Origin of the sequence: Nocardiopsis chromatogenes YIM 90109 (assembly GCF_000341185.1) — a bacterium.
In the GTDB taxonomy this organism is placed as follows: Bacteria; Actinomycetota; Actinomycetes; order Streptosporangiales; family Streptosporangiaceae; genus Nocardiopsis_A; species Nocardiopsis_A chromatogenes.
In genome coordinates, this window is sequence record NZ_ANBH01000057.1 from 1 (window position 1) to 13,508 (window position 13,508).

Below are 13,508 nucleotides of genomic sequence, written 5' to 3' on the forward strand. Positions count from 1 at the left end.
CGGATTCCTGCGGGGCGGCGGGAACGGACCCAATGCAACCACTCTCCGTAATTAAAACTGTGCATACCGTACCGCGGCCGCACCGGCGCCGCCCCGCACGGCCCTGTTGGTACGGTCAGGCGTCCACGGCAGAACGCAGGGGAACGAGGTCAGAGCCATGCGCAGTCCGCTGTTCGAGGCCGCACGGGAGAACGACGTCCCGGGCATGTCGCTGCAGAACGGAAAGATGCTCCGGGTCCGGTTCAACGGCGAGTTCCTCGCCCGGCAGGGGGCGATGGTCGCCTACCAGGGCAACGTCGACTTCGCCTACAAGGGCTCGGGCGGCCTGGGCAAGTTCCTGAAGAAGGCCGTGACCGGCGAGGGCGCCCCGCTGATGTCGGTCACCGGGCAGGGCGACGTGTTCCTCGCCCGGGACGCCTGGGACGTGCACCTGATCGACCTCGAAGGCGACTCACTGACCGTCAACGGGGAGAACATCCTCGCCTTCGAGCCCGGCCTGAACTGGGACATCCAGCGGGTCCAGGGGGCGGGCATGGCCGCCGGGGGGCTGTTCAACACCGTCTTCACCGGGCACGGGCGCATCGCGATCGCCTGCCACGGCTCCCCCGTGCTGCTCAACGTCGACCAGCCGACCTTCGCCGACACCGACGCCGCGGTGGCCTGGTCCACCTCGCTGCGGACCGGGGTGCGGCGCACCGCCAAGGCCGGGGCGCTCATCGGGCGCGGCAGCGGCGAGGCCTTCCAGCTCTCCTTCGAGGGGCAGGGGTTCGTCCTCGTGCAGGCCTCCGAGGGGGCGCCGGTGCCGCAGGCGGCCTCGGGCTGATCCGCCGCCGGGTGGCCGGATCCGGCCACCCGGCACGGCCCCGCGCGGGCACACGGGCACGTCATCCGGGGGCGCGCGAGACGACTGTTCAACGGTTGAACGGATTCCGTTCCCGATCGTTGACCCCCGTGCGCCTCCCCACCTCCAATTGACGGGTGGACTCCGCCGACGCATGTCCCCCACGCCCGTCAGGAGGCCCCGCACCATGCACGCGCGCAGACCCCTCGCGGTGGCCGCATCGGCCGCCCTCCTACTGACCACCGCCGCCGCCGGAACGGCGGGGGGCGCNNNCGCCCAGGCCCCGGGCCAGTACCTGGTCACCGGGCCGGACACGGCCGAGGAGCGCACCGAGCTCGCCGCCACCGGCGTCGCCGTCGACGAGGTCGGCGACGGCACCGTGGTGGTGACCGCCCTGCCCGGCCAGGCCGACGCCGTGGCCGACCTCGGGTACGAGGTCACACCGCTGCCCGGACCGGACCAGCAGGGGCCGGGCATCCTCGACTTCCCGCCCTCCGACTCCGACTACCACGACTACGGCGAGCTGACCCGGGTCGTCGACAAGGTCGTGGCCGACAACCCCGACCTCGCCGCCAAGGTCAGCGTCGGCTCCTCCTACGAGGGGCGCGACCTGATGGCCGTGAAGATCACCTCCGACGTGGGCACCGACCACGACCGGCCCGAGGTGCTGTTCACCCACTCCCAGCACGCCCGCGAGCACCTGACCGTGGAGATGGCGGTCTACCTGCTGCGCATGTTCACCGAGGACTACGGGAGCGACCCGCGGGTCACCGAGATGGTGGACACCCGGGAGATCTGGATCCTGCCCAACGTCAACCCCGACGGCAGCGAGTACGACATCTCCGACGGCTCCTACAAGAGCTGGCGCAAGAACCGCCAGCCCGCCCGCGGCGGATGGGCCGTGGGCACCGACCTGAACCGCAACTGGGACTACAACTGGGGCTGCTGCGGCGGCTCCTCGGGGAGCCCGTGGTCGCAGACCTACCGGGGCACCGCCCCGGAGTCGGCGCCCGAGGTGAGCCACGTGGCCGACTTCGTGCGCAGCCGCGTCGTCGGCGGCGAGCAGCAGATCACCGCCGCCATCGACTTCCACACCTACGGAGAGCTCGTGCTGTGGCCCTACGGCTACACCTATGACGAGACCGGCCCGGGGATGAGCCGGGACGAATACGACACCCACGCCGAGCTGGGCCGCCTGATGGCCGGGTCGAACGGGTACACGCCGCAGCAGTCGAGCGACCTGTACATCACCGACGGCACGATCAACGACTGGCTCTGGGGCGACCAGCGGATCTTCAACTACACGTTCGAGATGTACCCGTCGAGCGCCGGGGGCGGCGGCTTCTACCCCGGCGACGAGATCATCGACCGGGAGACCGACCGCAACCGCGAAGCCGTCCTGGACCTGCTCGGCTACGCCGACTGCCCGTACCGGGTGATCGACAAGGAGGACCAGTACTGCTGACCGGCCCCGTGAACCCTCCGTGAAAAGGGGGTGTTCCGCTCCTCTCCCCCCTCAGGTGCGGAACACCCCCGCCTCATGCGCGGTCCGGCCCGCGCGTCAGCAGGCGTTGTTCGCGCTGTCGTCCCACCTGATGCCGCGCAGGACCGTGTTCACGGCGCACGGCCTCTCGTTGAACTCGGTGTTCCGGAAGGTCAGGTTCTCGAAGGTGATGTCGGAGGTATTGGCGAACTCGCTCCGGGCGGCCAGGCGCACCGTCCCGGGACCGGCGATCGTGCCCCCGGCCGTTCCGACGGTGACGTTGTGGCAGTTCTCGATGAGGGCGGCGTTGTTGCCGGTGTCCGCGATGTCCACCCGCTCGATGACGGCGCCGCCGCTCTCCGACACGCAGAAGATCCCCCGGCCGCCCCCGCGCGCGCGGACCTCGCCCACACGCACGTTCACGGGGTAGCCGCCGTCGACCCGGCCGTTGCGGTTGGCCATCCGGAAGGCGGCGTAGCCGGTGCCCGTACCGGCGTCCACGGCGTCGACCCGGTCCACCGAGGCGTTGACCGTGTCGTTGAGCAGGAGACCGGAGTAGGCCGTGTCCCGGGCGGTGACGGTGCCGATGTCGATGCCGTCGACCCCGTAGGTCTCCACGCCGTGGTTGTCCGTCCCGGACACGTACACGTCGTCGATACCGATATCGCGGGCCTCGCGGACCGAGTCGTCGTCGCGGCTGTCGATGCGCATCCCCAGGCCGCCGGACAGGCGAAGGTCGACCTGGCCGAAGTGCACGTCCTGCGAGGTGCGGACCCACACGCCGAAGTAGGGGGTGCCGGTCACCGACAGGTGGGGGACGGAGACGTCCCGGGCGTGCCGGATGCGCACGGCGGCGTTGTTCCCGGACGGCGTCCCGACGACGTCGATGGTGCCGCAGGCCTCCAGGGAGGTGTGGCTGGGCAGGTCGAGGGAGGCGTCGGCGGGGATGGTCCCCGAGCCGCGCACGACGACCCGCTGCTGCTCGGTGCGGCCGGGGTCGAGGCTGTCCACGGCGGCGCGCATGGCCTGCAGCATGTCGCCGCCCTCGTAGACGACGCCGCCGCCGTTGCGGGACGTCCAGGTGCCGCCGTCGCGGACGGCCTCGGCGTGGAAGCCGCCGTCGCCGCAGGCGGCCGCCTGGGCTCCGTCGCCGGCACCGGTCGCGGCGCCGGTCGCGGCGCCGACAGCGGCGGTCGCCACGCCCGGCACGAGGAGCACGAGGGCCCCGACGACGGGGAGGAAGGCGCGCCGCAGCGGCCGCCGGTGGTCGGTGGTCATGGTGGTTCCTCCCGGTGAGCGGGGAAGGGGTGGAATCGCTCCCACCCCGGAGGGGGGACGGAACCTAACACGGAAAGCGCCTTCCCAAAAGTGCGGCCCACGGATCCGGGGCGGGGCGCCGCCCGGTCGGTAGGGTGCGGAGCCATGCACGATCCGGAGCCCGCGCTGTCGCTCTTCCCCGACGAGGGGGAGGAGCACTTGGCCGCCCGCCTGCACGGCAGACGGGCCGCCCTCGCCGGAGTGAACGCCACCGTGGGCGGGTCGGACGTCGTGCACGGCCTGGTGGACCTGCACCGCGGCGGCGTGCTGGTGGCGGTGCCCGCCTGCGGCGCCACCGCCGACCCGCTGCGCCTGGAGCGCGACACGGGGCCGGTGACCTGCCGGAGGTGCCTGCACCTGCAGGGTCCGCACCGCACCTGCGAGGGCCAGCTGCCGATCCCGGGCCTGGTGGTCCGGCCCGGATGAAGGACGGGAAACACGAAGAATCCCCATCGCCTTCTCAGGCGATGGGGATCTCACCGTTCGCTTCGAGTGGCCAGGGACGGGGTCGAACCGCCGACCTTCCGCTTTTCAGGCGGACGCTCGTACCAACTGAGCTACCTGGCCCCCGCCACCGACGTGGCGCGCGGTCCTGACGGGATTTGAACCCGCGGCCTCCACCTTGACAGGGTGGCGAGCACTCCTAACTGCTCCACAGGACCTTGTATCAAATTTTACGGCCGCCGGGGCGGCCGCTCTCCGTGTCCTCCATTGTGCCAGACCTTCGACACTGCTTCGACCGGAGCCGTACCCCCAACCGGATTCGAACCGGCGTTACCGCCTTGAAAGGGCGGCGTCCTAGGCCACTAGACGATGGGGGCCTCGACGACGAACGAGGTCGCCAACTGCCCGCTTCGCCTGTCGTCGGGGACGCGTCAAGCATAGGGGAGATTCACCCCCAGTGCCAAAGCGTTTGCCCCGCCCCCTCCCCCTAGGGCGTCGCCGCAGGTGAACCCGGCTCCCGGGTGGGTGTGGCGGGCGGGGACCCGCTGGGGTCCGGGGACGGGGACGGCGGCGAGGGGGACGGGGCGACCAGCGAGCGGTCCGGATCCTCCTCGATGTGCCGTTCGATCTGGGCCGACGTCAGCCCCAGCCCGCCCAGGGTGATGTCGTCCCACGCCTGCAGGCGCTTGGTCTCGGTGTCGATGTAGAGCACCGAGGCCTCATAGGGCTTGGGCCGGTCGACGCCGCCTTCCAGACCGCGCAGCCCGGCGCCGCCCGTCGAACCCTGCACGAGGTACCGGGTCCCCGACTCGGTCAGCTCGGTCCAGCGGCGGTGCCCGTGCCCGGACAGCACCAGCGGCACCCGCCCGTCGAACCCTTCGGCCTGTGCGGGGTCGTGCATCACGGCCACGTCCACCGGCGGGTCCTCCGCGGAGGCCTCCGCCGCCTGGGCCTCGCCGATCCGCTTCACCTCCTCGGTGCCGGGGTTGGCGGCGGTCTTGTCGGGTGTGAAGCGCGGGTCGCCCGCCCCGTAGAAGACGATGCCGCCCACCTCCTCGGCGCCTTCGTCCAGGACGACGGCGTTGGGCTGGGCCTCCACCGCGCGCTGGGTGCCCATGGAGTCGTGGTTGCCGCGCACCCACACGTACGGCACCTCCAGGTCGGCGATCTCGTCGGCGAACGCGTCCTCGGCGGCGCTCCCCCGGTCGGTCAGGTCGCCCGAGTCCACGATGAGGTCGACCTGGAACTGTTCCTGTATGGAGGAGATCACATTCCACGATGCGGGGTTGAGGTGGATGTCGGACACGTGGAGCACCCGGACGGTGGAGTCGTCCCCCTCGTAGACGGGGAGGGTGGAGGTCACCTCGTAGAGCCGGGAGACGTTGCCCACCAGGGAGGCCAGCTGCTCCCGGTACTGGTCGAAGCGGCTCACCACGGCCTCGGCACTGCCCACCGCCTGGGGGGCGCCCGCCAGCAGGCCCGAGTAGCGCGGCTCGGCGATCGCGGACGGATTGAACGTCGCGGCCGCGGCGCCTCCCGCGGTGAGGAAGGCGGCGAGGGCGGTGGCGCAGCTCAGCCCGGCGCGGCGCCAGCTCCGGAAGAGGGCCAGGCCCACCAGCCCGGCCCCGAGCGCGGCGGCGGCCGCCGACTGCGCCATGAGCCGGATGACCCCGGCCTTGACCTCGCCGCCGATGGTGCGGCCCATCCGGTCGATCGCCTCGGGGTCCTGGAACATCTCCTCGGCGGCCGCCAGCCGGATCTCGTCGATGGAGGCCTCGAAGCGCAGGGGCGCGGAGTGGGTGTCGAAGGCCAGGGTGCCCAGGGGGGCCACGTCCACCACGGTCTCGCCGCGCCAGCTCGGGCCGACCGACAGGCTCACGTCGGCCGGGCCGATCGGGGTGAGCACCTGGCCCCCGACCGCGAGGCCCAGCCATCCGCCGCCCAGCCCGGCGAGGACCACGGCGGCGACCCGCCCGGCCTTCAGCAGCCCTTCCCGCCTCGCGGCGAGGCGTTCTCGGACCGCCGCGAGGGCCCTTCCCAAGCGAGGCAACACGGTATCCATCATGCCCTCGCGTCCATGAGAGGCAACGCCCTGCGCGCGATGCGGCCGATGTCGCGCAGAATACGGGGTGTGGTCGAACTCAGCCGCCGCCGTTTCGAGGAACTCGTCGCCGACGCCCTGGACTCCATCCCCGAGGAGCTGACCAGCCTGATCGACAACGTGGTCGTGACCGTGGAGGACGAACCCCCCGAGCCCGGACTGCTCGGCCTCTACGAGGGCGTGCCGCTGACCGAGCGCGGCGAGTCCTACGCCGGGGTGCTCCCGGACCGGATCTCCATCTACTGGCGGGAGATCTGCGCCGTGTGCGAGACGCCCGAGCAGGTCGTCGCGGAGGTGCGGGTGACCGTGGTGCACGAGGTGGCCCACTACTTCGGCATCGACGACGCGCGCCTGCACGAGCTCGGCTGGGGGTGAGCGGGCCCGGCCGCGGCAACGAATACGCTACGAATTCCGGCGAACCGCTTGCGAGATCCGGCCCCGATCAGGGACTGTAGGTCATCGAATAGCGACCGAGAGTGACGCAGACAGCGCACCACGAGGGAGTCGCAGGTGGGTGATCCGCACACGGGCCGCGTCCGGCCCGACGGGCCGTCCGACTGGAAGAGCGCCTACGCCGAGGTCGTCAGAGTCCCCGAGTTCCGCACCCTGTGGCTCGCCCACGCCCTGTCCATGGCGGGCGGCTACCTGCTCAGCATCTCCGTCGTGCTGCTGGTCTACCAGCAGACCGCGTCCCCGCTGGCGGCGGGCGTCACCATCGCTCTGACCTTCGTCCCGCAGGTGCTGGCCGGACCGCTGCTGTCGGGCCTGTCCGACCTGCTGCCGCGCCGCCGCGTGATGCTCGCCGCGGACCTGGTCCGGGCGGGCCTGGTGTTCGGCATCGGGGTGCCGGGGCTGCCGCTGTGGGCGATCTGGGGGCTGCTGTTCTGCTCGATCCTGCCGGTGGTGCCGTTCGGCGCCGCGCGGGCCGCCCTGATGGCCGAGGTGCTGCAGGGGGAGCGGTTCGTGGCCGCCTCGGCGATCATCAACCTCACCTCGCACGTGGGCACCCTGGCCGGGCTGATCGCCGGCGGCTGGGTGGTGGCCGCAGTGGGGCCGAACGCGGCGGTGATGGTCAACGCCGGCACATTCCTGCTGTCGGCGCTGCTCATCCGGCTGGGGGTGCGGGCGCGCCCGGCCCCGGTGGCGGCGCCGGACGGGCCGGGTCCGGGGCTGTGGCGGACGACCCGGGACGGGGCGCGGCTGGTCTTCGGCGACCCGCGACTGCGCACGCTCGCGCTGTTCGCCTGGCTGGCCGGGTTCTACATGGTCCCCTACGGGCTGGCGGGCCCACTGGCCGACGCGGCCGGGGCGGGCGCCGGGGCCGCGGGGCTGCTGATGGCGGCGCCGTCGATGGGGGCGCTGGTCGGAGGGTTCGTGCTGACCCGGCTGATCGGGCCGCGCACCCGCATCCGGCTGATCGGCCCGCTGGCGGTGGGCGGGTCGCTGCCGCTGCTGGCCTGGTGGGCCGACCCGCCGCTGTGGCTGGGGGNCTGATGGCGGCGCTGCTGGTGGCCTCCGGCGCGCTGGCCGCCTACCAGCTGGTGGCCAACGCCGCGTTCGTGCTGTGCGTCCCCGACGAGGGCCGCGGACTGGCGTTCGGCCTGGTCGCGGCGGGGCTGCAGGCGGCCCAGGGCGTGGGCATCGCGGTGGCGAGCCTGCTGGTGGAGGTGGCCGACATGAACACCGTGATCACCGGCGCGGGCCTGCTGGGCGTGGCGGGGGCGGTGGCACTGGCCGCCCCGTGGGGACGGTTGTCGAAGGAGACGACCGCCCTGATGCGCGCCCCCGAGCCCACCGCCTGAGGGCCGCCTCCCCCGACCGCCCCTGCACCCGCGCCGTGCGGGTCACAGGTTCGACTGCTTGCCCTGGAAGTTGCGGATGACGTGCTCCAGCACGGAGGTGTCGGTGCCCTCGTCCGGCATGATGACCCAGGCGATGATGTAGAGCAGGATCCCGCTGCCGCCCAGCAGGGTGAAGACCGCGAATGCGAGCCGGACGATATTGGCGTCGATCCCGACGAACCGGCCGATGCCCCCGCAGACGCCCGTCAGCATGCGCTGGTCGGCACTCCGGCGGAGCTGCTTCTTCCCGAAGTCGTTGTTCATACTCCCAGCCTGCCCGCAACACGGGCCCGTGCACATCAGGTAGTCCCCTGGCCGTCCCCTGATCCGGCCCCCTGACCCCTGGGGACACCTCCCCGAGGGGGACACGCACGGCCGCCCATCCACACCGGCGCTCCCTCGGCGCAGATGCGAATCCTCCGCTGTGCGCCCGTCGCGCGGCTGAGGTAAAGTGAGCCGCGGTGACATATGCCCAGGTGAACCTGGCAATGTCCCGGGCCCTTAGCTCAACTGGCAGAGCAGCGGACTTTTAATCCGCGGGTTCAGGGTTCGATCCCCTGGGGGCCCACCCAAGAAACCGCAGGTCAGCGGGTTGTTGGGTGTCCGACAGACCCGGCGGGCACCCCCACCTTCGGCTCCCCGTTCGCTCTCCAGCTTGGACCGAGCTCGCCCCCGACCTAGCGGACCAGCTGAACTTGGCCCATGGTCGTCCCGCTACGCGCCCAGGGACACCCCCCACTGGTCCGTCCCTGAACGCCCACCGCTGCCCGGATGGGGCCGTTGGCCGCACCAGACCCCCTCTCCCCGCCCCAGGCCACCACGGGGCACAACCTCAAAAGACTCGATCCGCTGGCCGAGACGAACGAGCAACCGCACCACCCCCAGACGGTGACCAGGCAGCGCGCAAGGGCCTCCTCCCTCGCCCCTACAGAACAACGTGATGCCGCTCCCGACTGGGGTGTGGTCGCCCCACGTGTCCCGATCCGGACACCACCGCCGGATCCCGCGTGAACGCCTCCTGTGTGTGCTTCCATGGCCCACACCGCCCCATCCGACCGCGCAGGGAGGCCCAACCCCCTCATGCTGCCCGACCCCGCCCAGCTCGCCCAGGCCGGAGCCGCCGCCCTGGTCACCGCGACCGGAACCCAGCTGTGGGACACCGCCCGCACACCACAGGTGCGCCTGTTCGCCTCGATAATGGCGCCGTGGATGCGGTGGTACGGGCCGAATCGGGATCTCGGGCTTCGGTGGTCTCCACCCATGCCCAAGTCGCCCGCACCATAGACGCCACCAGTACGGCTACGGCCTCTGGCAAAGTGGTCGGACTGCTAGACGATCCTGCCCCGTCCCCACAGGACCCACGGGCGTTCATCCGTGGCCGTGGACACCCGATGATCAGGCAGCGAATTCCAGTCGAGCTGGGCGCTGCTCATAGATGAGCGGGCTGAGGTGCTCGTTCGTTGAACCCGCCTGCGGGTCGTACCGGCTGATCCAGGCGAACATCACCAGGGGGTGTGCCAGGGCTCGCCATCGCTTCAGGTCCTTCCCGTCCAACGTCTGGCGTTGAACGACTTCGCGGCGGCGTTGTCTGAGAGGCCCAGGGTCCCCACCGGCTGGACTATCCTGATGTAACAGGCTTTGGAGTTCCAGAGGAAGCGGCCTAAGTATCTGAAAACAGAGCGTCCATGGATAAGCTCCGCATTCGTCGCGTGGACGTGCCCCGTCTACCGCGACACTTCACCTAAGCCCGGCCTCTTTGCAGCCGAGTTTTTGGCGGCTTTTAATCTTGGGATCCCCAGGGACCGTCGTCTAGGGTGCCGAGCGTATCACTCGGCGTTCAGCAGGACCTCTCCCGCCCGAGGGGGGAGATCCATTTCTGTGGCGATATAGTAAGTCGTCGACACTCGCGCAACGGCATACAGGTCAGACTGTATTATTGACACACAGTCATGACTGCTGATCCGACTCCTCTTGGGGCAGGTCAGCGGCACAGCGTGGCTGCGGGGACCACACTCCGATGAAGCCCATGAACACACGACAGAGAACAGCCCTCTATCAAAGGTCAGGCCTCTGGGTCCTCCGGCTCGATTTCACTCTTGGAGGCGCCGCCCGCCTCCGGAAGCAGTCGATCAGTGACCGTTTCAGTGCTGGGCTGCAAGCCCATGGTCTTCATCACCACTGCCGCGCGCATGTTGTCGCGCTTCTCAGAATCTTCAAATTCGTCAACCAGCGTGAGAGCCGTCTGCAATTCGTGACTCTTCACAATCTGTTCCTCGACCCGATCAGCTCTAGCGATCGTGTCCGCCTTAGCCTTGCGCGCGTACAGCGCCAAACCAGCCCCGATCGCCGCAAACGGAACGCCGGGCAGGCTCGCTGTCGCCAGTGGCTGAAAGTTCCCCTGAGCCAGAGCCATGACACCACCGGCCAACAGGACAAGCCCACTGCTCAACATGAGCACCACAGCGGCCCAGAAGGCTACGTTGGCGTGTAACCGGTCCTGACTCCAGGAATCGAAATAACTCTTTTGCTGTTTTCTTAACAGGTCAAAGTAAAGTGCTTGTCGCTGCTCGGCCAGACTCTTCGCACGCCCACCCGAATGAACTTCACTCGGAAATTGGATAGCGTTATGAATTGTCCCCATCTGGAACACAGTTCCGCCGGATACATTACCGTGAGTAAAAATATCCCCCTGCTCACTCCCTCCTTCCCTCTCACTGTTCTTGAAATAGCCCAGCTCCTCGTCAGGGTTGTCTTCCGCTTTCGCCATTACTCTCCCCTGGCGCTGCTAGAGCTATACCAATGACCTTCAGAGTACCTCTGCCTGCCACTCCATGGAAGGTCGGCGGTCAGCGGGACGTGCATGGCTGACTGGGGGCGCAACGGAGTCCTCGCGGAGTCAGAGAGATGGAAGTCCCTGTTCTCCTACCGGGGCTCCGTGGTCGTGTGTCGGAGGTTCCCGTCCCCCGTCATCAGCTTGTGTCAGCTTGTGACCTGCAAAGCCCCTCCCCGGCCAGGACTTTGAATCAGCCGTGGGTCCGGTCCGCTTAGTAAGGGAGAATGAGGTCGTGGCCAGCAGTGGTGCGTCGCAAGGCTGGGCGGCCTTGCATCGGCCGCTGCGAGGCCGCCAATGAGGAGGAACGGCGCGTGCTATCCGGGAGTAGAGTTCCGCGACTTGCTCATCGGGATCATTGCGGCGGTGGCCTCCGCCGCTTCCCGCGCGACCTCGGGCAGCACGGTCTGGTAGGTGTCCTGGGTGAAGAACGTCGTCGAGTGCCCGAGCTCGGCCGAGACCACCTTCACGTCCACCCCCGCCGCCAGACTCAGCGACGCCGCCCCGTGACGCAGGCCGTGCAACCCGATCGGCGGCAACCCGGCCTCGGATGCGATGCGGTGGAACAGGTCGGTCACCCACGCCGGATGCAACCCCGCACCGTCCGGGCGGGTGAACACCCGCCCGCCATCGGCCCACTCCTCCCCCGCTTTGAGGCGCTCCTCGGATTGGCGGCGCCGCCAGGCCTTCAACACTTTCGCCGTCTTGGCATCCAGGGTGATGGTGCGCCTGCCGGCCTCGCTCTTTGGAATCGAGGTCACGGTCTCCCACCCGAGCTGGACGACCTGGGTACGGATGTCGACCTGCCCGTCCGCCAACCGCACGTTCTCCCACTCCAGCCCGACGGCTTCGCCGCGGCGCAGCCCCTTGTGCGCGATCAGGTGGAACAGCGGGTAGAGCCGGTCCCTGCGGGCGCGCAGTAGAAAGGCGGCGGTCTGCTCGGGGGTCCACACCATCACCGGCGAGGGAACCTTCCCCGTGGCCTGGTAGTGCTTGACGCGGTCGGCGGTCCACACCATCGGCCGCACCCGCGGCGCCGACTCCAGGGCCACATGCGAGGCCGCGTTCACCTGGAGGGGAAGGTCGGGACGGGCGATCGCCCCGTTCAGCGCCGAGCGCAGCGTGGCACGGATGCGCTGCTTGGTCGCCGCCGAGACGGTACGCCGACCCCGCACCGAGGCCCGCGTCTTCGGATCGTCGGATTCTCTGCAGGCGCAGATGTGGTCGTTGTGCTCCTCGACAGCGTCGAACATCGCCTGCACGTGCCCGACCTGGAGGCGGTCCAGGCGTACCCACCCGATATTGGGGGCGATGTGGTTGTCGATGTGCCCCTGGTAGGAGCGGCGCGTGCCCGGTGCGAGCTTCTTCTTTCCCTCCAGCCACTCGGCCAGCCACGCGGCCAGGGTGGGGATGTCCTCGCGCACCCCGGCCCCGGCGCCGATGTGCTGGCGGGCCTCGGCCTCAGTGGGCAGGTCGCGCCGGTTCCTGATGGCCTTCTGGACAAGGTCGGCGATGCGCACCACCGCCTCCTCGTCCTCGTCGGCCAGGTCGAGCAGGGCCTTGACGCGGTCCAGCCCGTCCAGCGCCTCGGTCTGGGAGTCCAGTCCGGTGCGGCGGGCCTGCCTGCGCACCCCGCTACTGGTGCGGGGCAGCTCGATCTGGAAGGCCCAGCTGCCGTGGGCCGAGTTCCAGGACCCGCTGGGCCGCTTGAGCCTGGGGCACTTGGCGCCGAGCAGCTTCCCGGACTGCTCGTCGCGGCAGGTGCACCGCTTGAAGGTGGTGCCTTCGGTGTTGGCCATCAGCTCTCCGAGTCGACGTCTCTCCATCCGGCGCCCCTCGCGCCCCACGGCCGCCGGGGTCGTGAATCCGACCTGGTGGCCGGGGCTGTGCGGGGGCTGCTATCCCGCCGGGTCGGCGGGCCGGTGCCAGCAGCGCTCTTCTCGGCGTGAGATCGCAAGCGGATCAGGCGAGGCGGCCAGCGGACCGGCCGAAGAACCTCGCCCGGCCGCCGCCGCTCGACGAGGCCCTCGGCGCGCGGGCGCGGGTGGGGGCGGCCCGGCCCCGGCGACGTACAGGTGGGCAGCCACGGTCCCCACTCCCGCCAGTCACGGCCCCGGCCACCAGCGGCCCACAGCGGCCCCACCGGCACGGCGGGCCGCGTAGGGGCCCGCCCCGGGGCGTCGGGGCGGTGTCGTCGCCGCTGTCGGCCCCACGCACGGCCCCAACGTCTGGGCCCACCCCATCCGGTGCATCCCGGGGCGGCGGGCAGGCGGCCCCGTCTTCGCCCGCTCCCCGGCACCGCCCGGCTGGGATTTGAGGCCAACGAGAAGCACGGCTCTACCCACAGGCCGAGCTCCAGGACGGGACCACCGGCCTTCGTCTTCGCGGCATCGCGTCGCGCCCGCCGCGTTCCTACTCCTACTCGCCCTCACACCCGGCTATAGAGCCCCCCGGGCCCCGGCGTTGGACACCAGCGCACCCTTCAGCCCTCCGCGAGGAGGCACGGGCGGCCCCGGCGCCGGTTCCATTCTCCTCGGGGCGCACGGGGCACCCCGTTTCTTCTCCGCCTGCCATTGGCAGCCTGCCCAGTGAACGCGGCCGCATGGCCCGAGTTGAATGGAGCGGTTTCTTGGGCACGGCGGGGAGGCGAG

The 13,508-nt window shown here is 70.3% G+C and carries 10 protein-coding genes, 4 tRNA genes and 1 pseudogene; 7 read left to right on the top strand and 8 right to left on the bottom strand.

Annotation, left to right across the window (positions count from 1 at the left end; genetic code table 11):
- Positions 1–157: 157 nt before the first annotated feature.
- Both D476_RS0105250 and D476_RS0105255 read left to right on the top strand, forming a co-directional pair.
- Positions 158–823, top strand: coding sequence for an AIM24 family protein (locus tag D476_RS0105250; protein ID WP_017622924.1), 666 nt, complete (start codon positions 158–160; stop codon positions 821–823).
- A gap of 205 nt (positions 824–1,028) precedes the next feature.
- Positions 1,029–2,306 carry a M14 family metallopeptidase gene (locus tag D476_RS0105255; RefSeq protein WP_017622925.1) on the top strand — a complete coding sequence of 426 codons (1,278 nt, stop codon included), beginning with the start codon at positions 1,029–1,031 and terminating at the stop codon, positions 2,304–2,306.
- 96 nt (positions 2,307–2,402) lie between these two features.
- Here the strand turns inward: D476_RS0105255 and D476_RS0105260 are convergent, their stop codons facing one another.
- A complete protein-coding gene (locus D476_RS0105260) occupies positions 2,403–3,602 on the bottom strand; it encodes a hypothetical protein (protein WP_017622926.1) in 1,200 nt (399 codons plus the stop codon).
- Between the two features lie 144 nt (positions 3,603–3,746).
- On the opposite strand from D476_RS0105260, the gene D476_RS0105265 reads away from it, so the two are divergent.
- Entirely contained in the window at positions 3,747–4,067 is a 321-nt protein-coding gene (locus tag D476_RS0105265) for a hypothetical protein (RefSeq protein WP_017622927.1), read from the top strand.
- Between the two features lie 67 nt (positions 4,068–4,134).
- Here D476_RS0105265 and D476_RS0105270 read toward each other — a convergent pair.
- The 4 genes from D476_RS0105270 to D476_RS0105285 all read right to left on the bottom strand — a co-directional run bounded on the left by D476_RS0105270 (position 4,135) and on the right by D476_RS0105285 (position 6,150).
- Positions 4,135–4,208: transfer RNA gene (locus tag D476_RS0105270), tRNA-Phe, on the bottom strand.
- A 20-nt stretch (positions 4,209–4,228) separates the two neighbouring features.
- Positions 4,229–4,303, bottom strand: a tRNA-Asp gene (locus tag D476_RS0105275).
- Positions 4,304–4,389: 86 nt separating this feature from the next.
- Positions 4,390–4,462, bottom strand: a tRNA-Glu gene (locus D476_RS0105280).
- Positions 4,463–4,572: 110 nt separating this feature from the next.
- Entirely contained in the window at positions 4,573–6,150 is a 1,578-nt protein-coding gene (locus tag D476_RS0105285) for a metallophosphoesterase family protein (RefSeq protein ID WP_083939419.1), read from the bottom strand.
- 57 nt (positions 6,151–6,207) lie between these two features.
- Here D476_RS0105285 and D476_RS0105290 point away from each other — a divergent pair, with 57 nt between their 5' ends.
- Positions 6,208–6,561, top strand: a complete 354-nt coding sequence (locus tag D476_RS0105290) for a metallopeptidase family protein (protein ID WP_192826356.1) — start codon at positions 6,208–6,210, stop codon at positions 6,559–6,561.
- Between the two features lie 135 nt (positions 6,562–6,696).
- Positions 6,697–7,988 (top strand): annotated as a pseudogene (locus D476_RS32245) (MFS transporter).
- Positions 7,989–8,030: 42 nt separating this feature from the next.
- On the opposite strand, the gene D476_RS0105300 reads toward D476_RS32245, so the two are convergent.
- The gene (locus D476_RS0105300) at positions 8,031–8,291 is read right to left on the bottom strand and encodes a PspC domain-containing protein (protein WP_017622930.1); all 261 of its coding nucleotides are present in this window, start codon (positions 8,289–8,291) and stop codon (positions 8,031–8,033) included.
- Between the two features lie 231 nt (positions 8,292–8,522).
- Between D476_RS0105300 and D476_RS0105305 the strand changes: the two genes are divergently transcribed.
- Positions 8,523–8,595: transfer RNA gene (locus D476_RS0105305), tRNA-Lys, on the top strand.
- A 512-nt stretch (positions 8,596–9,107) separates the two neighbouring features.
- On the top strand, positions 9,108–9,311 hold the full coding sequence (locus D476_RS37250; RefSeq protein WP_152529223.1) for a hypothetical protein: 204 nt from the start codon (positions 9,108–9,110) through the stop codon (positions 9,309–9,311).
- A gap of 778 nt (positions 9,312–10,089) precedes the next feature.
- Here D476_RS37250 and D476_RS37255 read toward each other — a convergent pair.
- Complete coding sequence (locus tag D476_RS37255; protein WP_152529224.1) at positions 10,090–10,794, bottom strand: TRADD-N-associated membrane domain-containing protein; 705 nt, start codon at positions 10,792–10,794, stop codon at positions 10,090–10,092.
- Between the two features lie 380 nt (positions 10,795–11,174).
- Positions 11,175–12,656 carry a tyrosine-type recombinase/integrase gene (locus D476_RS0105315; RefSeq protein ID WP_017622932.1) on the bottom strand — a complete coding sequence of 494 codons (1,482 nt, stop codon included), beginning with the start codon at positions 12,654–12,656 and terminating at the stop codon, positions 11,175–11,177.
- Positions 12,657–13,508 lie beyond the last annotated feature (852 nt).